Raw genomic sequence first — 19,866 nt, 5'->3', positions numbered from 1 at the left:
AATTTCGATAAAATAAAACTATTAAAAAGATAGTAAAATAAGGTGAACATGATGAAAGGAAGAAAATAATGATAAGGGAAGCAACGAAAAAAGATTTAGCATACATTTTAGATATTTATAACGATGCGATACTTTATACAACAGCTGTATATGCGTATAAACCTGTAACCCTTGAAAATAGAATAGATTGGTATGAACAAAAAAAGGCTGAAGAGTATCCAATTATCGTATATGAATTAGATAATAAAGTAGTAGGATTTGCGACATTCGGCCCATTTAGAGCGTGGCCTGCTTATAAATATTCAGTTGAACATTCTGTGTATGTAGATAAGGCATATAGAAAAAATGGCATTGGGTCTTCATTAATGAAAGAATTAATCAAAATTGCAAAGGAAAGAGGGTATATGACCTTAATTGCTGGAATTGATGCAGAGAATGAGAAAAGTATTGCCTTGCATCAAAACTATGGATTTGTTCATGCAGGAACAATAAAAAAAGCTGGTTATAAGTTTAATAAATGGCTAGATTTAGCTTTTTATCAGCTGGAACTTAACGGTCCTGAAAATCCTATAGAAGAATAAATATTTTTCGGTAGCAAGAAAAAATTCATGCTACCTTTTTCTTATTTTAATAGCTAATGAAAAGGTTTTTTTACATTCAATGTTGAAATATTAGAAGTTAATATAACGATATAAAAAGAGGGATAGAAATGGAAACTGTTATAAATAAAATAAAAGAGGTACAATCTAATTATGTGGGAATCGCAATTTATTCTACAAAAAATAATCGTATAGTTGCTTCGTATAATAGTGAATTAAATATTCCGTTAGCATCAGCAGCAAAATTAGTCATTGGATTTGTAGTAACGCAAATGGTGAAGGAAAATAAACATAATTGGAATGATATACTTCATTACATTAAATTTAATCCACATGAAGATAGTGCGCAGTTATATCCGCATTTACAAGGAAGAACTTCTTTAACACTTAGTCAAGCGGTAGAGGTAATGATTGCTTGTCATGATAGTTACGTTGCACAGTCAGTTGTAATGCACTGTGGTGGATGGGATGCTGTGAAAATGTACGCACAAACGTACTTTTCAAAAATTCATATACAAGAGAATGCTAGAGATGAGAAAAATGTTGGAGAATTAAGTGAAGTTCTTGCCCTTTTCATACAAACCTTTCAAGGTTATAAATCAGAACCAGAATTATGGGAACCAATTATTAGCGGCATGGTAAGACAGCAAGGAGAGTATGAAGAAATTCCATATTATCATATAACTCATATGACAGGTGGATTACTCACAGCTACAATAAATATTGGTATTATAGGAATGTTTAACGAATTCCCACTTCTTTATGTGATTGGGGGAAAAGATTTACCGAATCGCCGTGAAAATAAAGAGGTAGATGAAGCTTTTGCAGTAGTTTTAAAGTACATATACAAAGAATATAGTGAAAGCATGCTAGGAGTGAGCGATTGAAAAGAAACTTAAAGACTTTAACAATCATTATTTTAATTTTAACGATTATTGCTCTTGAAGTTGGAATCGCCCTATATGATCACAATTTGTCATTAGATACAATTTACTTTGCAGCGATCCTTATTTGTATTGTATTGCTTTTTGGCACACGTGTTTCTGAAGAGAAAGAAAGTACATCGAAACGAGGGCGAAGAAAAATAGCTGTTATATTTTGGCCATCTATTTTATTGTCTATCGCTTGTTTTGCAGTTATAAATTACATAAGGGTAGGCTATGTCTCTGTACCAGGGATAATTGGCTTTTCATGCTTTGTTACATATGGTGGATTCGTTTTGATTAGTATTTTAAAGGGGAAAAATAAAATGTAGCTTACTAAGTTGAAAGGAAGCAATGTATATGAAACATATAGAGAACGGTACACGTATTGAAGGAGAATACATTAAAAATAAAGTCATTCAATATAATATGTCCATCTTAACAGATGAAGTAAAACAGCCGATGGAAAAAGTAAGCCTCGTAGTAAAAAATGAAGAAGGAAAAATATTTGGTGGTGTAACAGGTACGATGTATTTTTATCATCTTCATATCGACTTTTTATGGGTTGATAAATCAGTTCGTCATGACGGTTATGGTAGTCAACTGTTACATAAAATTGAAGAAATTGCGAAGGAAAAAGGGTGCAGATTAATATTGCTAGATTCATTTAGTTTTCAAGCGCCAGAATTTTATAAAAAGCACGGTTACCGAGAGTATGGTATCGTTGAAGATCATCCAAAAGGTCATAGTCAGCACTTTTTTGAAAAGAGATTATAATAATATTATGTATACTGATTGATGGGAGAAAGCATATGTACACGTATAAATTGCAACAAGAACAACCAATCTGTGCAGAAAAAATTAAGAAGCTTTATGATTCTGTCGGTTGGTGGCCAGAAAGAAAAGAAGTCGATATTGAAAAAATGTTAAAGAATAGTATAGCCATTGGAGTATGGGAAGAAAATGAATTAGTTGGATTTGCTAGAGTCGTTTCTGATGGTGTTTTTCGAGCATACATTGAAGATGTTGTCGTACATGAGAATGTAAGAAATAAAGGTATTGGAGAGAAAATGCTTACAATATTACTTCGAGAAATATCTCATATTAATATTGTTAGTCTATTTTGCGGAGAGAAGCTAATAAAGTTTTACGGTGAGCAGCAATTTCAAGCAACGAAGCAAATTGTGATGCATCGTAATCAAACAGGGAAAGAATAAGAGGTGCCAATTAAAATGAATGCAACAAGAGCGTACTGTTTATCGAAAAGAAAAGCGACAGAAGATTCTCCAGATGGCTGGAGTGCAACATGTATGAGGCTTAATAATAAAATATTTGCGATAGTAAATCATGAAGAAGGTGAAAAGGCTGCGATTACATTAAAGTGTGATCCAGAAGTCGCATTAAGAATAAGAGAAGATTATCCAGAAACAATTATTCCAGGGTATCATATGAATAAAAAACATTGGAATACCGTTTATATTCATAAGGGTATAGAGCAGGAGCAAATTAATAAAATGATTGATTGGTCGTATGATTTAGTACTACAATCATTTTCAAAGAAAAAGCAGCAGGAGTTAATGGATTAATATGTATTAGGAGTGTGTGTAATGAAAGATTCGATTAAAGATACGTATGATAAATTAGCGAGTACATATAAAGAAAATCTAGATTTCGCAAATCCATATAACAGTTATTATGAAAGACCGGCGATGATGGAGCTTATTCCAAAGGAACTAGAAGGAAAAAAGATATTAGATGCTGGATGTGCAGCTGGATGGTATACTTCTCAATTCATAGGAAGAGGAGCAAATGTTACAGCAATTGATGTAAGTCCTGAAATGGTAAAAGCAGCAAAAGAAAATATAGGAGAAGAAGCGACGTTCCTTTGTCATGATCTGCAAGAAACATTGCCATTTGAAGATAATACGTATGATGTGATTGTAAGTTCATTAACTCTTCATTATATAGAAAATTGGAATCAAGTATTTCAAGAATTTCGTCGTGTATTGAAGCCAGGTGGAGAACTTATTTATTCTATTCATCATCCTTTTATGGATTTCACAAAGTTTCCATGTGAAAATTATTTTGAAAAACAGTTATTAATAGATACTTGGGTTAAACCGAATATTACTATTGAAGTCAAGTTTTTTAGAAGATCATTACAAGACATACTAAATGAAACTACAAATTATTTTGTATTAGAAGAGATAGTGGAACCGAAGGCAATTGAAAAAATGAAAGAAGTAAGCGAAAAATCATATCATTATTTAAATATGAATCCACATTTTCTTATCATAAAAGCAATCAATAAATAGCTAGTAAAATAACTTTGTTTTACTAGCTATTTACAGTTTTACATTACATATTAGGAGACTTTAAAATGAATACGAAACGAAATAGAGTAGTATATGCACTATTTACTATAGTTGTTATTATTTTAGGTCTTAGCTCAAGAAAGTTTGCTTTTGCACTACCACATCTATTAAATGATTATTTAGGTGATGCATTATGGGCATTAATGATTTTCACTGGCTTTGGATTTTTGTTTCCTAAAACAGAGACGAAGAAGTTGGCTTTTATTAGTTTAATGTTTTGCTACGGGATTGAAGCGAGCCAATTGTATCATGCGGAATGGATAGATAGCATTCGTGCAACGACTTTGGGGGGACTCGTGTTGGGATACGGTTTTTTGTGGAGTGATGTAGTGGCTTATACAATTGGTGTTGGAGTGGGAATACTGTGTGAGGTTATTTTTCGGAAGAAATAAGAATTGTAAAAGGGGTATTTGTAAATGGAACAAGCACTGGAAATTGCAAAGCTTTGGTTTCGAAATGAACATGTCACAGCTACTGTAATGCAACCAAAAGTAGCGAAGGTTTTATGCAAGAATAAAGAGTACATTTTAAAGAGAACGGGATCGATAAAGCAACTTCTAGTTGAATTCGATGTTTTGAAGCAACTGTATGAAAAGGGAATTAAAGTACAGAGAGTAGTAAAGACAGAAAATGATGAACAATATGTATTATATAAAGAAAAATATTATTGCTTATATGAGTATGTTGCCGGAAGTGTTTTAGAAATAAAAGATACGAATAAGCTGGAAAGGCTAGCAAGTACAATTGGAGAAGAAATAGCTAATCTGCACAAAGCATTACATTCGGTGAATAGTGACCATGAGTTAATAAAAAGAGATTTATATAAGATGGTATTTGAATGGGCTATACCGATTTTAGAAAAGAATGAGTATGTTCATCGAGAGGTAATTCAAAAGATGGAGCGAATGCACGCAGCTTTCAAGGAAACGGTCCATTCATTACCGAGACAAATTATTCATCGTGATATGCATCTATCAAATGTAATCTTTAAAGATGATAAACTGGAAGGGTTTATAGATTTTGAGATTTTAGAAAATAATGTAAAAATATTTGATTTATGTTATTGCTGTACAAGTGTATTAAGCGAGCTATTTAGTAATGAAAGATTAAGAGGGAAATGGTTACATATCGTTAGCAAAGTCTTTGAAGGTTATTATAAACAAAATGATTTAACGAAAGAAGAACTAAAAGCTATTTGGTATGTTATGCTTTCAATTCAAATTATCTTTATTGCTTATTTTGTCCAGTTACCAGATTTATTAAAGTTAAATGAAGAAATGTTCTTCTGGATTTTTGCTAATAAGGAAGCTATTGAAGAAGTTATAGAATGTATCGTAAAGGTATGAAAAAAATAATATTAATTGGTTCTGGTGGTTCAGGAAAATCTACATTAGCAAGGCAGTTAGGAAATAAATTAAATATTAAGGTGCATCATCTTGATGCATTATTTTGGAAACCGAATTGGGAAGGTGTTCCGAGAGAAGAACAAATAGCAGTTCAAAATAACTTAATTAAAGATGAGAAGTGGATTATTGATGGGAATTATGGCGGGACGATGGATATCAGACTGAATGCAGCTGATACAATTATCTTCCTTGATATTCATAGAACAATTTGTATTTATCGTGCGTTTAAAAGAATTGTAAAATACCGGAATAAAACAAGACCAGATATGGGCGCGGGATGTGAAGAAAGATTTGATTTGCAATTTTTTAAATGGATATGGAAATATCCTAATGCTAAACGACCTACAATTTTAAAAGGGTTAGAGCAATTGTCCGAAGAGAAAAAGGTTATTGTTTTAAAATCTCCAAATGAGGTTCGGAAATTTTTAGAGCACATATAATAATACAATGTGACACAACAATTCTTTTTGGATCTTACCGATTAGTTTAATTAAACTAATCGTTTTTTATTATGAAAAATTTAACGCTTTTTGAAAATTGTATTTTGTAATGAGTATATGACTATAAATTCATATAAAATGAACGTTTGGAGGAATAGAAAATGACTAATGATTTAATTCAAACAATCGATTCATTAATGGTAAATATTCCAGCTGGAGAGGTAGTATTAAGAGATGATCGAATAAAAAAAGAATGGCTAGTGCAAATTCAACCATTTCTTCTTGCGAAGTATGCTGTAACAATGGAACTATATGATGCTATTACAAATAGTCCATTAAATAATTTTGATAAAAATCATAAACCAGTTGTCAATATTTCATGGAACGATGCCATTGCGTTTTGTAATGTACTTTCAAAAAAAGCGGGATTAAAAGAATATTATTCTATTAGTGATGGTGGTCAAATTGTGAAATGTAATTTAGATTCAAATGGCTACCGATTACCATGTGAGGCAGAGTGGCAATATGCATGTAAAGCAAGTACAACCGGATATACATACGGGAAACTTCATGATATAGCGTGGTATAATGAAAATTCAAATGGAGAGATTCATGACGTTGGCCAAAAAGAACCGAATGCATGGGGACTTTATGATATGCTAGGGAACGTTTGGGAATGGTGTTATGATTTGTATGATGAAACAGTGTACGGATCATATCGCATTTTTCGTGGTGGTAGTTGGGCTGAAACAGCGAGAGGGTGCGGCGCTACTTGTCGTCGTCGAAGCCATCCTACATTTCATATAGATGATCTCGGTTTTAGACTCGCTAGGTCAATTTAGTAGGAACATGCTACGAACAACTAAGAAAAGAGTATGGAGAAAATCCGTACTCTTGCCAACATAGAAACGATTTAACGTAAGGAGTGTTTATTATGGCGCGTGTTTTATTTATTAACGCTGGATCAGAAGGACATATAAATCCAACTTTACAAGTTGTAGAAGAATTGATTTCTCGTGGTGAAGAGGTCGTTTATTTTTCAATAGAAGCTTTCAGGGATCGGATTGAGAAGACAGGTGCTACTGTACGAACGATTGATGATCAAAAATTTATAAAAGCGTTTCTATCTGGAGGCAGAAATTATTTACAGGAAAGAATAAACGGCCTTCTACATACAGCGGATATTGTAATATCTAGCGTTCTAGAACAAATTGAAGGTGAACATTTTGATTACATGATTCATGATTCTATGTTTGGTTGTGGCCATTTAATTGCTCAAATTCTTAAACTTCCAGCCATAAATTCATGCACATCTTTTGCGCAGGATGAAAAATCCTTTGAGCAAATGTTAGGTCATCTGTCAAAAAATATCCCAGTAGAAATTCATGATAAAATACAGAATGATTTTCAAAACTTAACGAAGGGAATTGCTGAAAAATATGGTGTTGAAATAAAATCATCGTATGAAGTTTTCTGTAATCCTGCACCTCTTACTATTGTGTATACAATTAAGGAGTTTCAGCCTTTTGGTGATACGTTTGATGAAACATATAAATTTGTAGGACCATCTATCTCTGCACAAATGAAAAACAGAGACGTTGATTTTACTTCAATTGAAGAAAAAAGTCCGATTTATATTTCATTAGGTACTGTTTTTAATGAAGCGATTGACTTTTATAAACTGTGTATGAAGGCCTTTGAGAATAGTGAGCATACAATTGTTATGTCTATTGGTAATAAAACAAAAATAAGTGATCTAGGCGAAATCCCTAAAAACTTCATTGTGAAAAACTATGTGCCTCAAACCGAACTGCTTACTTATACGAAACTATTTATTACACACGGCGGGATGAACAGTACGCATGAAGGATTATATAACGGGGTTCCGCTCGTTGTAATACCGCAAAGTGCAGATCAGCCAGCAATTGCAAAGCAAGTGGAGAGTCTTGGAGCAGGAGTTCAATTACATATGAATGAATTAACCGTGGAGAAATTGCGTGAAAGTGTGGAGTTAATTTTAAATAACCCTTCATATAAAGAGGCTGCTTTGAATTTGAAGGAATCATTCCGAACATCGGGTGGATATAAGGAAGCTGTTGATGAAATTTTTACATTTGTAGGTCAGTAATAAATATAAAGTTATACATGAAAAAAGTGTCTATATTAAATGATATAGACACTTTTCTGTTGTAGGAAGAGAAGAATTGTTTAAATGGAAAAAATGAAAATACTAAATGTGAATTTTGAGAACTAAGTCTACAATTTCTGCTGCACACTTTTATTTTATCCCGTATTAACCGACCGTAAAACCCCAACTAATTAAAGTTTTAATTTATGATTTCAGGATGTGGTTTTATATGTTAGTAATAATTTCACTGTTTCTGCACAACTTCTGCACATGCTTAGGCGAGTTCTATGTCATGATATATTCATAAAGTGAAATATTTCACAAGGAAAAAATATATTTTCACTGCGGTGTATGCATAATTAACACATACATCGGTACAAGTTTGTCTCTTGTTATTCTTTTACATCAAAGCCCACATTCCACTACAAAGTATAACAAGAAGGGGACATGAACATGAATAATCGATTTTTAAAACAACTACAAAATATGAAAATGAACAAAAAAAGTTTAGGAGTTGTAGCATTAACAGCTGGAATTATTAGTACGACACTTATTCCTCAAAATGCTTATGCGCACGGTTTTGTTGAAAAGCCCGGTAGCCGATCCGCTTTATGTAGTCCAACTTATGGTGCGCTAAATGTAAACTGTGGAAGTGTTATGTATGAACCACAAAGTTTAGAAGCTCCAAAAGGGTTCCCACAAGGTGGTCCAGTAGATGGACAAATTGCTTCAGCAGGCGGAAAATTTGGTGGTATTTTAGATCAACAAACAGCAAATCGTTGGTTTAAAAATACAATCACTGGTGGGGAAAATACATTTACTTGGAAGTATACTGCGCCTCACTTAACGAGTAAGTGGCATTACTATATTACTAAAAAAGGATGGAATCCAAATAAAGCGCTAACAAGAGCAGATTTCGAACCAATTGGAACTGTACAACATGATGGTTCTGCAGCTTCAAATAATTTAACTCATAAAATCAATGTACCTACTGATCGTAGTGGATATCATGTGATTTTAGCAGTATGGGATGTAGCTGATACAGCAAATGCATTCTATAATGTAATTGATGTTAATCTTATTAATGATGTGAAACCAGACATAGAAGCACCAAGTATTCCAAATGGACTTCAGACGCAAAAAGTAACAGCGAATAGTGTAGAACTAACATGGAACGCTTCTACGGATAATGTAGGGGTAAAAGGATATCAAATCTTCCGTAACGGAGAGATGATTGATACAGTACCAGGGACTCATTTTATTGATAAGAAGTTACAACCAAGTACAGAATACTCTTATACTGTAAAAGCAATTGACGCAGCTGGCAATGTATCGACAGAAAGTACAGCGCTTACAGTAAAAACGACAGTTGAGACTCCTGATACAGAAGCACCAACACAACCAAAAGGATTACATAGTATGGGAACGACAGCGTCAAGTGTGGATTTAATGTGGAGTCCATCTGACGATAATATTGGTGTAGACCATTATGATATTTATAGAGAAACAGAAGGATCAATGAAAAAGATTGCAACATCCAATACAACTTCTTATTTGGATAAAAATCTGCTCGCTAATACTACTTATAAATATGTAGTGAAAGCTGTTGATGTAGCTGGAAATGAATCCGTACAGAGTGATATATTCACAATTACTACAAAAACCGAAAGCGCTTCATATGAAGCGTGGGATGCAAAAAAAGCATATAAAAAGGGAGATAGAGTTTTACACGAAGGAAAAGTATATGAAGCAGTCCAGAGTTATCAAGGAAATGGTGATCCAAACTGGATTTATGCATTATCATTATGGAAAACAGTGTAAGCTTTACTTAGGTATGAACTAAGAGATGATGGGCTTTGATGCAAAAGGTAATCTTGAGAATTCACTTTTCTATTAATAAAAAAGGGTAGTGTATGAATACATAAGATTCATATACTACCCTTTTTATTATGATAACATTTTCGTCATAAGTATGTGCGGAATGCCATCTTCCATAAATATATCAGAAGAAGTTTCATAGTCTAATTTTTTATAAAATCCTTCAGCTTGTGTTTGACCGTGTAGTTTCACTTTCATAACTTGTTCGTTACGAGCAAGTTCTTCTAACGTTTGAATGATGACTTTACCTAATCCGTATGTACGATAATCTTTTAAAATACAAATACGTTCTAATTTTCCGACACCATCAACAAATCGTATACGACCTGTGCCTACAGGAAGTTCATGATAATAAACTAAAATATGTTTACATTGCTCTCCGATTTCATCGAATGTATCGAATTCATCTGCAAGAGGGACACCTTGTTCTTTTACAAATACTTCTTTTCGAATATGAAAGGCAGTTTCTAAATCAGCAAGTTCTGTTATAAGTTTGGATTGCAAAATGTTCAGTCCTTTCTAGTGTAATCAGTTTGCGTTTTCCTAGTATATCATAATAAAGCACTATTAAGAGAAGAAGAACATACTAAAAAGCCAACTTTAAAAAGTTAGCTTTTATTACAATTTCTTTATCCCATTTTTAGTACCAATAATTGCTGTACTCGTCATACTTATAAACAACCCTGTTTCAACTACACCAGTAATCATTTTTAATTGGGTGTGTAAATGGGCAGGATTAGAAATATGATTAGGGAATATACAATCGATAATCAGGTTATTGTTATCGGTTATATAAGTTTCATCATTTTTCAAACGTAATGTGGTTTGACACCCTAAAGACTGAATTTTATTTTCGGTTTGTTTCCATGAAAAAGGGATGATTTCAACAGGTAATGGAAAATTACCTAAATGTGTTACAAATTTCGATTCATCAGCAATGATAATTAGTTCTTTAGAGGAAGAGGCAACGATTTTTTCACGAAGTAATGCACCACCACCGCCTTTTATAAGTTGTAAATTTGAATCAATTTCATCCGCTCCATCAATTGTAAGATCAAGGCTTTGTACGTCGTTTAACGAAATTAGGGGGATATTTAGTTGCTGTGCTAATGCTTCAGTTTCCTTTGATGTTGGTACAGCTTGAAATGATAATCCTTCTTTTACACGTTCACCTAATTTTTGTATTGTCCAATATACAGTAGAACCTGTACCAAGCCCAATTTTCATGCCATCATTTACAAAGTTAGCAGCATATTCGCCAGCGAGCTGTTTTAAATTCATCACTTTACTCCGCCGGGCGTGGCCCAGCATCAAGACCTGAATTTTCAACTGTAAGTACCGGACGAACGACTATATCTTTATGTACACGTATTTGACAAGATAATCGTAAATGATCTTCAATTCCTTTTTCCGTCATTGCATGTTTCTCATTCGCACTCGCTTCACAGAAATCACCTGCTAGTATTTCTACTCTACAAGTTGTACAACGTGCATTCCCGCCGCAACGATGAAGAATGTTGACACCGCTATCTTCAATTGCTAATACTAACTTTGTTCCTTCTTTCACATCAAAAGTTCCCGCACCTTCAATTGTTAATTTTGGCAAATTTGTTCCTCCTCACGTAAAATTGTACATAACATATTTATGACCGCGAATTATTGAACATAAACATTATTTTTTTATATCCCCGTAACTTTTTTTAATGTTGAATCGTTTATTAAGTAAGCGCTGAAAAGGAGTGGTTATTTTGTGCACAAAAGTAACTCATGTTTTAAAGAATCATATCGATATGAATCATTCAAATATAAACTTTTTAATTGAACAATATGGAGAGTTAAAAAGATACTGTACTTTTTTAACGAAAAACAAATGGGATGGGGAAGATCTCGCCCAAGAAACAGTGTGTAAAGTGCTTCGAAAATATAGAAATAAAGATATTTGTATGACACTCGTCTATAAAATAGCAAGAAATCGTTGGTTAGATCAGATGAAGTCTAAGTCTGTTCATGAAAAAATAAGAGGACAAATCACTTTTGAAGAACCACATGAGAACATTGCAGATTTGCATGAAATGGTAGGGAAAGTATTGTCTTCATTAAATGTACAGCAATCCGCAATTTTATTATTAAAAGATGTTTTTCAATATAGTATCGCTGATATTGCTAAAGTGTGTTCTGTATCAGAAGGTGCAGTGAAAGCTTCTTTATTTCGGAGTAGAAATAGGCTGAAAACTGTAAGTGAAGAAGGGATTGAGATAGTCGAATTCACAGAGGATATTGAAGTTGTTGTAACATCTATTCGTGAGGAAAGACCAGAATTATTAACGAAGCTTCTTCCGACAATAGATTTTACTAAATTACCATCTAAACAGCCAGTCTTATTATTTAATGTGAAAAACCCTTCTTCCTACAGTTATATGCTTTACGCAGCATAACAAGTATTGGAGGGATTTAAAATGAATGCAATTCCATATGTAGTAGAACAAACAAAATTAGGAGAACGTTCCTATGATATATATTCAAGGTTATTAAAAGACCGCATTATTATTATCGGCTCAGAAATTAATGATCAAGTAGCGAGTAGTGTCGTAGCGCAATTATTATTTTTAGAAGCAGAAGATGCAGAAAAAGATATATTCTTATACATCAATAGCCCTGGCGGTTCAACGACAGCAGGTTTTGCAATATTAGATACGATGAATTTAATTAAACCAGATGTGCAAACGCTATGCATGGGCTTTGCGGCATCATTCGGTGCATTGTTATTATTATCAGGAGCAAAAGGAAAACGGTTTGCTCTCCCTAACAGTGAAATTATGATTCATCAGCCGCTTGGTGGTGCACAAGGGCAAGCAACAGAAATTGAAATAACTGCGAAAAGAATATTAAAGTTAAAGCATGATATTAATAAAATGATTGCAGAAAAAACGGGGCAACCGATTGAAAGAGTAGCACATGATACAGAAAGAGATTATTTTATGACTGCAGAAGAAGCGAAGGCATATGGGATTGTAGATAACGTTGTTACGAAAAAATAAGTTAAAAACAGGCTAGAGGATATGCTAACCCTCTAGCCTATTTTTATTAATCTTTTATCCATTCATCAACTAGCGCTTGATTCTTCTTAATCCATTTTCGCGCCGCTTCTTCGGGATCTTTCGTTTTATTTAACTCGACCATTAATGTACCAAGCTGTTCATCGTTCATCTTCCATTTGTCAAAGTATTTTATGATATCCGGATGGTCTTTTTCGAAACCTTTACGAACAGAGTAATAAATGTCATCTTTTTCACCATATACTTTCTTAGGGTCTTTTAAATATTTTAAGTCAAATTCTGAAAAGCCCCAATGCGGATTCCAAAGCGTAACAGCGATTGGTTTCTTTTTCGTATATGCTTTCTTTAGTTCACTCATCATCGCAGCTTCAGAGGATTGGACAAGTTTTAGTTTTATATCATATTCTTTCATTGCTTTATTCGTTAAATTCATAAGACTACTACCGGGTTCGATACCGACAATTTTATTCTCTAGTTCATCTTTATGAGCATTTAAATCTTCGATACTGTTTATGTTTTTCATATAAGAAGGGACGACTAAACCTAGTCCAGTACCTTCGTACCATTTTGATTTTAAGACAATATCATCTTTATAACGATCGTTTAGCGGTTTATCTGTAACTGGTAGCCATACTTCTAAATTCGCATCAACATCACCACGAGCGACACCAGTCCAAATTGCGGCTTTTTCTAAATACATGAGCTCAACTTTGTAGCCTTTTTCTTCTAATAAAACTTTCCACATGTTTGCGGTTGCAATATTTTCTTTCCAACTTGTTACACCAAGTTTAATTTTTCCTTTCGAATTTGCATTTGTTGCATTACATGAAGTGAAAATCATAGTAATAAATAATGCAAGGCATATAAACCAAATTTTCTTTCGCATCGAAAACCTCCTAAGTAACGTTTGCCTTATAAAATAAATGTATAAGTAAGCATTCTTATTATGAACGGAAACGAGAATTTTAAAGAAATCTTATGAATGTCATTTTTATGTAATATTTCTTTGTAAAATCGCAACACTATGTGAATAGATGGGTAGAAAAGGAGTAGTGACATGGATAATACAAAGGTGCGTGTTGAAAACGTAACAAAAGTATTCGGGAAACATCCGCAAAGGGCCCTTTCCTTATTAAAAGAAGGAAAAAGTAAATCGGAAATTTTAAAAGAGACAGGAATGAACGTTGGGGTGAAAAAAGCAACGTTTGAAGTTTACTCTGGAGAGATTTTCGTTATTATGGGTTTGTCTGGTAGCGGGAAATCTACGCTAGTTCGTATGTTAAATCAATTGATTAAACCAACTGCAGGTCATATATACATAGATGGTGAAGACATCGCAACGATGGGAAAAGAAGAGTTACGGAGAGTAAGAAGAACGAAAATGAGTATGGTATTTCAGAAATTCGCTCTATTTCCGCATCGTACAGTTATACAAAATGTTGCATATGGTTTAGAAATACAAGGAGTTCCGGTTGAAGAGCGAGAGAAAAAAGCGTTAGAATCGCTACAGTTAGTAGGACTCGATCATCATAAAGATAATTACCCAAGTCAACTTAGTGGTGGTATGCAACAGCGCGTTGGAATCGCAAGGGCACTAACGAATAATCCAGATGTATTACTAATGGACGAGTCATTCAGTGCATTAGATCCACTTATTCGAAAAGAAATGCAAGATGAATTGTTAGAGTTACAAGATAAAATGGAAAAAACGATTATATTTATTACGCATGATTTAGACGAAGCGCTTCGAATTGGAGATCGTATCGCATTAATGAAAGATGGAGAAATCGTCCAAATTGGAACACCAGAAGAAATTATGATGAGCCCCGCTAATGAATTTGTAGAAAAGTTTGTTGCGGATGTGAATTTAGGAAAAGTAATTACGGCGGAGTCTATTTTAAAACGACCAGAAACTTTATTAATTGATCGTGGACCTCGTGTAGCCCTTCAAATTATGAGGAATGCAGGTGTTTCAACTGTATATGTTGTAAACAAAAAGTATGAGTTTTTAGGTATATTAACTGCGGATGATGCGAGTAAAGCAGTACAAAAACAGTGGCCGATTGCTGATTTATTACTTAATGATATTCCGCATGTGTATTTGGATACTTTACTGGAAGAGACATATGCAAAAATGGCAGAGATGAAATATCCGTTACCAGTAATCGATGAGAAGAAAAGGCTAAGAGGAATTATTAAACGCGAAAGTGTCATTCAAGCTCTTGCAGGAAACATTGAGGAAGAGGTGAAAGACGATGAATAGTAGACCGCGGATTCCATTAGGGGAATGGGTCGACTCATTTGTTGCAAGTTTATATGAGCACTTTGAAGGCTTATTCCGAGGATTCTCTTATATTATTGGCGGATTTGTTGATTTACTCACTAATTTTTTAACAATAATACCCGCCATATTGATGATTATTATCTTATGTTTCCTCATTTGGTACACAACGAGGAAATTATCTTTAGTCATTTTTACGCTTATTGGATTATTATTTATTTTGAATATTAACTACTGGGCACAAACGATGCAAACATTGGCACTCGTACTTACGTCTGTTATTATTTCAATTATTGTCGGAATTCCAATTGGTATATTAGCATCTCAAAATGAACGTTTCTCAAAATTTTTAAAACCAACATTAGATTTTATGCAAACAATGCCTGCATTCGTATACCTTATTCCAGCGATTACATTTTTCGGAGTAGGTGTAGTACCTGGAATTATTGCATCAGTAATCTTTGCAATGCCACCGACAATTCGTTTTACTGACTTAGGAATTAGACAAGTTCCAGAAGATTTAATTGAAGCAGCGAATGCATTTGGATCCACAGCATCACAAAAACTATTTAAAGTACAATTACCACTTGCAACCGGAACGATTATGGCTGGTGTGAACCAAAGCATTATGCTTTCGTTATCGATGGTTGTAACAGCATCACTTGTAGGAGCTCCAGGACTTGGAGTTGATGTATATCGCTCTGTAACACAAGTTAATATCGGAATGGGATTTGAAGCTGGATTAGCTATCGTAGTAATCGCAATTATATTAGATCGAATTACACAAGGGTTCCATACGAAAAGAAAATAATGAATAAAAAACACACTTTTATAATACAAAGTGTGTTTTTTATTGCATCCAGATCACATACGAACGATAACAGAACCTCCAGCTGGCGCACAAACTTGGTTTTTTGTTGTTCCATTGATTTAATTAATTGATTATTTTCCTCGATTAATGAGATTAATTTAGTTAATTGATTTTCAAGACTTGCAATACGCTGCATCATATATTGTGAATCATGATGCAATGTATTCCTTGCGGGATGAGGGGAATAAACATACTGTTGATTTATATTTGGATTCCAATGAGGATACATTTGAATCGTTCCTCCTTCAATAAATTACGAAGCTTTCTTATAGTAAATGCCTATGTATAATTAATAGTTACTTGAAAATTTTCCAATATAAAAGGAGTATGTACAGAAAATGGAAAATATTATATGTGAAGTTACAGTACATTTTTTGGAAATATTTAAGCGAGATAGTCCTTATATTAATACATTCAAGTAAATGTATGTTATTTAGGGAGAAATGATGGGAGGAGATGTAATTTTGGCTAAAAATAAAAAAAGAAATGATGCTTTGGCAATAGGTGTCGGTATAGGAGTTGTAATTGGTGTATTTCAAGGGCACTTTACAAATAATTTAGTAATCGGAATTGTGATTGGGATTATAATTGGGATTGCGTTTTTGAAGAAATAATGAGATGTAAATTCATTTCAAAAATTGTTGTATCAAAAGAATGAAAATTCGGAATACTAAACCTGTTTTTCCTTTTTTTGTGATATTATATATGAAAAGGAAGGTGATGGATATGTCAACAAACAATCAAATAGAACAAAACTGTTTCATTTGCAAAAAACATATAGGAAATATTATAGTTCCAGGTGGAGCTATTTACGAAGATGAACTCGTTTACGTTGGACATGTCCACTGGGATAGTGAAGAAACATACCTGGGTTATGTAATGATAGATATAAAAAGACATGTACCTGGCCTTGCTGAACTAACAGATGAAGAAGCGAAAGCGTTCGGACTTATAACAAGTAGAGTAAGTAAAGCGCTAAAAGAAAGCGAAGGTGCAGAGCATATTTATACTTTTGTTTCAGGAAATGGTGTACCACATATGCATATGCACATTATTCCGCGTTATCCGAATACACCAAAAGAGTTTTGGTCACCAACCGAGATAGCGAAATGGACTGGCGCACCATATGGTGACGAAGAGAAAATAAAAAAACTATGTGAAAGAATACGAAAGTATATGGTAAATGAGTATGCATACAAAAAATAATACACAATATTCATGGGTTGGAAATATAGAAATGTGTTTAGGAGAAATTTCAGTTAAACAATATGGTGATATTGTACTTGGTAAATATGGTGGGAATATAAGTGCTGGAGCGAAAAAGAATGAAGATGGTGCATTAGTTTGGTCAAATGGCGAATGGGAATTTGCAGCTATATTAGATGGACATAATAGTGCAGAAAGTGTTGATTTAGTAGTAAATACAATCGAAAAAGAATATGAAAATATAAAAGTAATTTTGAATGAACCAATTAATACAGTGTTTCAATCTGTTGAAAATCATATACTGACAATTTTTCAGGCATCTTCATTTAAGGAAAAGTGCAAAAAAATTAAAGGTGAAACAGCTTGCTTACTATGTGTAAGGAAAGAAAATTGTATATGGTGGCTTTCTATCGGTGATTGTTTAGTGTATGTATTTCATGAAGAGTTACATAAGTTAGGACAATATGCATTAAATCAACGTCATTTTTACGAATGGATTGGAAATGTAAACACATTTGATTTACCTGTTCCTTGCTATTCATCAGGTATTCGTGAATTACGTACTGGAAAGAACCGAATTGTAATGGTGACAGATGGAGTATTAGAATGCGGGGAACGCCGATATGAAATACCTGTAAATTTGTATAATGCTATGAACAGAAATGATAAAACACTTAAAGAAAATATTCACAATGTTTTAGAACACGTGCATCATCAGTTGGGACGTGATAGTGCGACAATTATTAGTTGGGACGTAGAAAATAAAAGGAATGCTACGTATCCGAGTGATCAGCCGGAGAAAAGGTAAAGGAGGAAACATCACTGTTTTGGGTTAAAGGAATTTTATTAATAGTATGGATTATATCCTTAGTTGTTTTTGAAAAAGTAGTGAGGAAAAAACTAAATATACCGAAACAAACAGACTGGAATAGTAAATATGTAAACAACTTTCATAAATGGGGCACTAGGGCTCTTATTATTTCTTATATAATTTTTACGATGATATGTGCTACTTTAAATCCCGTTTATATTAGTAATTTACCCATTTTATTTTTAATAACTTTATACTGCTTTCAATCATTTATGGAGTGGAAATTTGATAAAGAATCGAGGGAATATGTCATTTCTTTAGGAACGGTTCCGCTATTAGTAATAACAGGAATTATTCTTAATTTTTTCTTTTATACCTATTGGATTTAATCATATGTGGAATGAATGGGGAGACAAAATGAAAAATCCTAAATTACGTGCTGAAGCAATGATTTTAAATGAAGATCATTCTAAAGTACTTGTACAATGCGATGAAAATGAATCATTTTATCGTTTTCCAGGTGGCTCTATTGAATTTGGTGAAACGTCAAAAGAAGCAATAATTCGAGAGTTAATAGAAGAATACGATTTGAAAGTTGATGTTCAAGAGTTAGCAATTGTAAATGAACACATTTTTGAGTGGGACAACGAAAAAGGTCATCATTGTACATTGATACATTGGGGGACTGTTGAAAAAATCATTACAAATGAAATAAGGCATAAAGAGCATGAGGATATTATATTAATTTGGAAAAGTCTAGAGGAATTACAGGAGAAGCCGACATATCCTGAAGGCATCATAAGTTATTTAGAAGGGGATAACCGTAATATAGTCCAATTTATTTCAAGTAATTAAATGAAATAATAGGAGGGGTGAAAATGGGAGGTTCTACTTTTGGGATTATAACTATTGTTTTTTGTATAGCTGTCTATTTTCTCGATAAGTTTTTAAGAAAAAAATTGAATATGCCCAAGGGTGGTTTTTGGGGATATAAAAAACATGTAAATAGTTTACATAAAAAATTGGAAATAGGACTACTTTTTATTTATTTAATAACTAGCTTTATGTTTATCTTTAAATTTGAAAGTATTAATATTGCTTATGTCATTTTTACTTATTTAGGTGGGACGTTAATCTTAAGAGCATTGATGGAATGGAAGTATGATAGAGAGTCGAAAGAATATATATTTTCGGTAATTGGGGTATTCACGTTTATTTTTATGACTTCGATACTATTTTACTTCTTTCCACCTGCTGTATAATAAAAATTTGATAGTACAAATAATGAAATAACTAATAAACAAGAAACCATTTACTACTAAATGGTTTCTTGTTTATTTAAGCATTTATTTTAGTTAATATAGATGTAATGAAATTAGTTTTATCCTCTGCATACTTATGTTTATCAGTAGGATTAGCTTGTGAAAGTTGAATCTTTAACTGTTCATACTGCATGCGTGCAGTTTTATTGTCTATTAAGTAATCACGAAATTGTAATTGTTCTATTAAATATGTATTCCCTTGTTCATACATATGAATTTGATGAGTTCTTGGTTCACCTTTATTAAAATAGTATCTTTCGGGTAATACTTCTTTTCTATATTTATAGTTTAGTAGTTCTAACTTTTTAATACAATGTATACCGTCCGTATAATTTTCTAATTCAATTGCTATATCAATAATTGGCTTTGCACTTAAATATGGAATAGAAGTACTACCAATATGGTGTATCGCTAAAATATGTTCGCCAATTTGTTCCTCAATGAGTTGTTTCTCTTTCATAAACTCAATTTCCCATTCTTCAGTCCACGGCACTAAAAACACTTTCCCATACGGTAAACCTAACATTTAATTAGCATCCCTTTCAAAATAGTTTTCAAAATAGTTTTCAA

The 19,866-nt window shown here is 33.1% G+C and carries 28 protein-coding genes and 1 pseudogene; 23 read left to right on the top strand and 6 right to left on the bottom strand.

What is annotated here, in order from left to right; translation table 11 throughout:
- The first annotated feature begins 68 nt into the window (after positions 1 to 68).
- From N2V80_RS13865 to N2V80_RS13805, 13 genes are all read left to right on the top strand, one after another.
- Entirely contained in the window at positions 69 to 581 is a 513-nt protein-coding gene (locus N2V80_RS13865; protein ID WP_061655930.1) for a GNAT family N-acetyltransferase, read from the top strand.
- A gap of 128 nt (positions 582 to 709) precedes the next feature.
- Positions 710 to 1,486, top strand: coding sequence for a serine hydrolase (locus N2V80_RS13860; RefSeq protein ID WP_061655774.1), 777 nt, complete (start codon positions 710 to 712; stop codon positions 1,484 to 1,486).
- Positions 1,483 to 1,854 carry a hypothetical protein gene (locus N2V80_RS13855; protein ID WP_000827981.1) on the top strand — a complete coding sequence of 124 codons (372 nt, stop codon included), beginning with the start codon at positions 1,483 to 1,485 and terminating at the stop codon, positions 1,852 to 1,854. Before N2V80_RS13860 ends, N2V80_RS13855 begins: the two co-directional genes overlap by 4 nt.
- A gap of 28 nt (positions 1,855 to 1,882) precedes the next feature.
- A complete protein-coding gene (locus tag N2V80_RS13850) occupies positions 1,883 to 2,299 on the top strand; it encodes a GNAT family N-acetyltransferase (RefSeq protein ID WP_000680418.1) in 417 nt (138 codons plus the stop codon).
- A gap of 35 nt (positions 2,300 to 2,334) precedes the next feature.
- Positions 2,335 to 2,739 carry a GNAT family N-acetyltransferase gene (locus tag N2V80_RS13845; RefSeq protein ID WP_000288970.1) on the top strand — a complete coding sequence of 135 codons (405 nt, stop codon included), beginning with the start codon at positions 2,335 to 2,337 and terminating at the stop codon, positions 2,737 to 2,739.
- 15 nt (positions 2,740 to 2,754) lie between these two features.
- A complete protein-coding gene (locus tag N2V80_RS13840) occupies positions 2,755 to 3,108 on the top strand; it encodes an MmcQ/YjbR family DNA-binding protein (RefSeq protein WP_000994622.1) in 354 nt (117 codons plus the stop codon).
- A gap of 21 nt (positions 3,109 to 3,129) precedes the next feature.
- Entirely contained in the window at positions 3,130 to 3,837 is a 708-nt protein-coding gene (locus N2V80_RS13835) for a class I SAM-dependent methyltransferase (protein WP_000655256.1), read from the top strand.
- 65 nt (positions 3,838 to 3,902) lie between these two features.
- Positions 3,903 to 4,289: a ribosomal maturation YjgA family protein gene (locus N2V80_RS13830; RefSeq protein WP_001093461.1), complete on the top strand. Its 387-nt coding sequence runs from the start codon at positions 3,903 to 3,905 to the stop codon at positions 4,287 to 4,289.
- A gap of 24 nt (positions 4,290 to 4,313) precedes the next feature.
- Positions 4,314 to 5,243 carry a phosphotransferase enzyme family protein gene (locus N2V80_RS13825; protein WP_000434098.1) on the top strand — a complete coding sequence of 310 codons (930 nt, stop codon included), beginning with the start codon at positions 4,314 to 4,316 and terminating at the stop codon, positions 5,241 to 5,243.
- Complete coding sequence (locus tag N2V80_RS13820; RefSeq protein ID WP_000720552.1) at positions 5,240 to 5,743, top strand: DNA topology modulation protein; 504 nt, start codon at positions 5,240 to 5,242, stop codon at positions 5,741 to 5,743. The genes N2V80_RS13825 and N2V80_RS13820 overlap by 4 nt, the downstream gene beginning before the upstream one ends.
- Before the next feature lie 161 nt (positions 5,744 to 5,904).
- Positions 5,905 to 6,585, top strand: coding sequence for a formylglycine-generating enzyme family protein (locus N2V80_RS13815; RefSeq protein ID WP_000180359.1), 681 nt, complete (start codon positions 5,905 to 5,907; stop codon positions 6,583 to 6,585).
- Between the two features lie 92 nt (positions 6,586 to 6,677).
- Positions 6,678 to 7,871, top strand: coding sequence for a macrolide family glycosyltransferase (locus tag N2V80_RS13810; RefSeq protein WP_000124885.1), 1,194 nt, complete (start codon positions 6,678 to 6,680; stop codon positions 7,869 to 7,871).
- Positions 7,872 to 8,324: 453 nt separating this feature from the next.
- A complete protein-coding gene (locus tag N2V80_RS13805; protein WP_001065164.1) occupies positions 8,325 to 9,692 on the top strand; it encodes a lytic polysaccharide monooxygenase in 1,368 nt (455 codons plus the stop codon).
- Between the two features lie 126 nt (positions 9,693 to 9,818).
- Here N2V80_RS13805 and N2V80_RS13800 read toward each other — a convergent pair whose 3' ends face one another.
- The 3 genes from N2V80_RS13800 to N2V80_RS13790 all read right to left on the bottom strand — a co-directional run bounded on the left by N2V80_RS13800 (position 9,819) and on the right by N2V80_RS13790 (position 11,355).
- Positions 9,819 to 10,253: a GNAT family N-acetyltransferase gene (locus N2V80_RS13800; RefSeq protein WP_061655773.1), complete on the bottom strand. Its 435-nt coding sequence runs from the start codon at positions 10,251 to 10,253 to the stop codon at positions 9,819 to 9,821.
- A 114-nt stretch (positions 10,254 to 10,367) separates the two neighbouring features.
- Positions 10,368 to 11,030, bottom strand: coding sequence for a ribose 5-phosphate isomerase A (rpiA, locus tag N2V80_RS13795; protein ID WP_001049986.1), 663 nt, complete (start codon positions 11,028 to 11,030; stop codon positions 10,368 to 10,370).
- 4 nt (positions 11,031 to 11,034) lie between these two features.
- Positions 11,035 to 11,355, bottom strand: a complete 321-nt coding sequence (locus N2V80_RS13790) for a 2Fe-2S iron-sulfur cluster-binding protein (protein ID WP_061655772.1) — start codon at positions 11,353 to 11,355, stop codon at positions 11,035 to 11,037.
- Positions 11,356 to 11,497: 142 nt separating this feature from the next.
- Between N2V80_RS13790 and N2V80_RS13785 the strand changes: the two genes are divergently transcribed.
- Positions 11,498 to 12,184 (top strand): RNA polymerase subunit sigma-70, encoded by a 687-nt coding sequence (locus N2V80_RS13785; RefSeq protein WP_000337520.1) that lies wholly within the window; start codon positions 11,498 to 11,500, stop codon positions 12,182 to 12,184.
- A gap of 21 nt (positions 12,185 to 12,205) precedes the next feature.
- A complete protein-coding gene (clpP, locus tag N2V80_RS13780) occupies positions 12,206 to 12,787 on the top strand; it encodes an ATP-dependent Clp endopeptidase proteolytic subunit ClpP (protein ID WP_000991611.1) in 582 nt (193 codons plus the stop codon).
- Between the two features lie 46 nt (positions 12,788 to 12,833).
- Here clpP and N2V80_RS13775 read toward each other — a convergent pair whose 3' ends face one another.
- Positions 12,834 to 13,691, bottom strand: coding sequence for a glycine betaine ABC transporter substrate-binding protein (locus N2V80_RS13775; RefSeq protein ID WP_001227619.1), 858 nt, complete (start codon positions 13,689 to 13,691; stop codon positions 12,834 to 12,836).
- A gap of 171 nt (positions 13,692 to 13,862) precedes the next feature.
- Here N2V80_RS13775 and N2V80_RS13770 point away from each other — a divergent pair, with 171 nt between their 5' ends.
- Together N2V80_RS13770 and N2V80_RS13765 are read left to right on the top strand one after the other, a co-directional pair.
- Positions 13,863 to 15,068, top strand: a complete 1,206-nt coding sequence (locus tag N2V80_RS13770) for a quaternary amine ABC transporter ATP-binding protein (protein WP_000370606.1) — start codon at positions 13,863 to 13,865, stop codon at positions 15,066 to 15,068.
- Entirely contained in the window at positions 15,061 to 15,897 is an 837-nt protein-coding gene (locus N2V80_RS13765) for an ABC transporter permease (protein WP_061655771.1), read from the top strand. The genes N2V80_RS13770 and N2V80_RS13765 overlap by 8 nt, the downstream gene beginning before the upstream one ends.
- A gap of 53 nt (positions 15,898 to 15,950) precedes the next feature.
- Here N2V80_RS13765 and N2V80_RS13760 read toward each other — a convergent pair.
- A pseudogene (locus N2V80_RS13760) lies at positions 15,951 to 16,186 on the bottom strand (hypothetical protein).
- A 217-nt stretch (positions 16,187 to 16,403) separates the two neighbouring features.
- Here N2V80_RS13760 and N2V80_RS13755 point away from each other — a divergent pair.
- From N2V80_RS13755 to N2V80_RS13730, 6 genes are all read left to right on the top strand, one after another.
- Positions 16,404 to 16,571, top strand: a complete 168-nt coding sequence (locus N2V80_RS13755; RefSeq protein ID WP_000508470.1) for a hypothetical protein — start codon at positions 16,404 to 16,406, stop codon at positions 16,569 to 16,571.
- Positions 16,572 to 16,662: 91 nt separating this feature from the next.
- Positions 16,663 to 17,163, top strand: coding sequence for an HIT family protein (locus tag N2V80_RS13750; protein ID WP_003284488.1), 501 nt, complete (start codon positions 16,663 to 16,665; stop codon positions 17,161 to 17,163).
- Positions 17,147 to 17,971: a PP2C family serine/threonine-protein phosphatase gene (locus N2V80_RS13745; protein WP_000556970.1), complete on the top strand. Its 825-nt coding sequence runs from the start codon at positions 17,147 to 17,149 to the stop codon at positions 17,969 to 17,971. The genes N2V80_RS13750 and N2V80_RS13745 overlap by 17 nt, the downstream gene beginning before the upstream one ends.
- A 53-nt stretch (positions 17,972 to 18,024) precedes the next feature.
- Positions 18,025 to 18,363 (top strand): DUF4181 domain-containing protein, encoded by a 339-nt coding sequence (locus N2V80_RS13740; protein ID WP_074628857.1) that lies wholly within the window; start codon positions 18,025 to 18,027, stop codon positions 18,361 to 18,363.
- A 28-nt stretch (positions 18,364 to 18,391) separates the two neighbouring features.
- On the top strand, positions 18,392 to 18,829 hold the full coding sequence (locus N2V80_RS13735) for an NUDIX domain-containing protein (protein WP_000795350.1): 438 nt from the start codon (positions 18,392 to 18,394) through the stop codon (positions 18,827 to 18,829).
- Positions 18,830 to 18,852: 23 nt separating this feature from the next.
- On the top strand, positions 18,853 to 19,236 hold the full coding sequence (locus N2V80_RS13730; protein WP_061655770.1) for a DUF4181 domain-containing protein: 384 nt from the start codon (positions 18,853 to 18,855) through the stop codon (positions 19,234 to 19,236).
- A gap of 76 nt (positions 19,237 to 19,312) precedes the next feature.
- Here the strand turns inward: N2V80_RS13730 and N2V80_RS13725 are convergent, their stop codons facing one another.
- Positions 19,313 to 19,822: a GrpB family protein gene (locus tag N2V80_RS13725; RefSeq protein ID WP_000901213.1), complete on the bottom strand. Its 510-nt coding sequence runs from the start codon at positions 19,820 to 19,822 to the stop codon at positions 19,313 to 19,315.
- Positions 19,823 to 19,866: the final 44 nt, after the last annotated feature.

Origin of the sequence: Bacillus sp. FSL W8-0640, from assembly GCF_038007725.1 — a bacterium.
Classification (GTDB): domain Bacteria; phylum Bacillota; class Bacilli; order Bacillales; family Bacillaceae_G; genus Bacillus_A; species Bacillus_A cereus.
Note: the sequence above shows the minus strand (reverse complement) of the source record. Positions and strands in the feature narration are given on the sequence as shown.

What these genes read in the sequence shown, in the direction of transcription:
- N2V80_RS13865 (WP_061655930.1), top strand. Translation starts at nt 69, where the DNA reads ATGATAAGGGAAGCAACGAAAAAAGATTTAGCATACATTTTAGATATT.
- N2V80_RS13860 (WP_061655774.1), top strand. Translation starts at nt 710, where the DNA reads ATGGAAACTGTTATAAATAAAATAAAAGAGGTACAATCTAATTATGTG.
- N2V80_RS13850 (WP_000680418.1), top strand. Translation starts at nt 1,883, where the DNA reads ATGAAACATATAGAGAACGGTACACGTATTGAAGGAGAATACATTAAA.
- N2V80_RS13845 (WP_000288970.1), top strand. Translation starts at nt 2,335, where the DNA reads ATGTACACGTATAAATTGCAACAAGAACAACCAATCTGTGCAGAAAAA.
- N2V80_RS13840 (WP_000994622.1), top strand. Translation starts at nt 2,755, where the DNA reads ATGAATGCAACAAGAGCGTACTGTTTATCGAAAAGAAAAGCGACAGAA.
- N2V80_RS13835 (WP_000655256.1), top strand. Translation starts at nt 3,130, where the DNA reads ATGAAAGATTCGATTAAAGATACGTATGATAAATTAGCGAGTACATAT.
- N2V80_RS13830 (WP_001093461.1), top strand. Translation starts at nt 3,903, where the DNA reads ATGAATACGAAACGAAATAGAGTAGTATATGCACTATTTACTATAGTT.
- N2V80_RS13825 (WP_000434098.1), top strand. Translation starts at nt 4,314, where the DNA reads ATGGAACAAGCACTGGAAATTGCAAAGCTTTGGTTTCGAAATGAACAT.
- N2V80_RS13820 (WP_000720552.1), top strand. Translation starts at nt 5,240, where the DNA reads ATGAAAAAAATAATATTAATTGGTTCTGGTGGTTCAGGAAAATCTACA.
- N2V80_RS13815 (WP_000180359.1), top strand. Translation starts at nt 5,905, where the DNA reads ATGACTAATGATTTAATTCAAACAATCGATTCATTAATGGTAAATATT.
- N2V80_RS13810 (WP_000124885.1), top strand. Translation starts at nt 6,678, where the DNA reads ATGGCGCGTGTTTTATTTATTAACGCTGGATCAGAAGGACATATAAAT.
- N2V80_RS13805 (WP_001065164.1), top strand. Translation starts at nt 8,325, where the DNA reads ATGAATAATCGATTTTTAAAACAACTACAAAATATGAAAATGAACAAA.
- rpiA (WP_001049986.1), bottom strand. Translation starts at nt 11,030, where the DNA reads ATGAATTTAAAACAGCTCGCTGGCGAATATGCTGCTAACTTTGTAAAT.
- clpP (WP_000991611.1), top strand. Translation starts at nt 12,206, where the DNA reads ATGAATGCAATTCCATATGTAGTAGAACAAACAAAATTAGGAGAACGT.
- N2V80_RS13775 (WP_001227619.1), bottom strand. Translation starts at nt 13,691, where the DNA reads ATGCGAAAGAAAATTTGGTTTATATGCCTTGCATTATTTATTACTATG.
- N2V80_RS13770 (WP_000370606.1), top strand. Translation starts at nt 13,863, where the DNA reads ATGGATAATACAAAGGTGCGTGTTGAAAACGTAACAAAAGTATTCGGG.
- N2V80_RS13765 (WP_061655771.1), top strand. Translation starts at nt 15,061, where the DNA reads ATGAATAGTAGACCGCGGATTCCATTAGGGGAATGGGTCGACTCATTT.
- N2V80_RS13755 (WP_000508470.1), top strand. Translation starts at nt 16,404, where the DNA reads ATGGGAGGAGATGTAATTTTGGCTAAAAATAAAAAAAGAAATGATGCT.
- N2V80_RS13750 (WP_003284488.1), top strand. Translation starts at nt 16,663, where the DNA reads ATGAAAAGGAAGGTGATGGATATGTCAACAAACAATCAAATAGAACAA.
- N2V80_RS13745 (WP_000556970.1), top strand. Translation starts at nt 17,147, where the DNA reads ATGCATACAAAAAATAATACACAATATTCATGGGTTGGAAATATAGAA.
- N2V80_RS13735 (WP_000795350.1), top strand. Translation starts at nt 18,392, where the DNA reads ATGAAAAATCCTAAATTACGTGCTGAAGCAATGATTTTAAATGAAGAT.
- N2V80_RS13730 (WP_061655770.1), top strand. Translation starts at nt 18,853, where the DNA reads ATGGGAGGTTCTACTTTTGGGATTATAACTATTGTTTTTTGTATAGCT.
- N2V80_RS13725 (WP_000901213.1), bottom strand. Translation starts at nt 19,822, where the DNA reads ATGTTAGGTTTACCGTATGGGAAAGTGTTTTTAGTGCCGTGGACTGAA.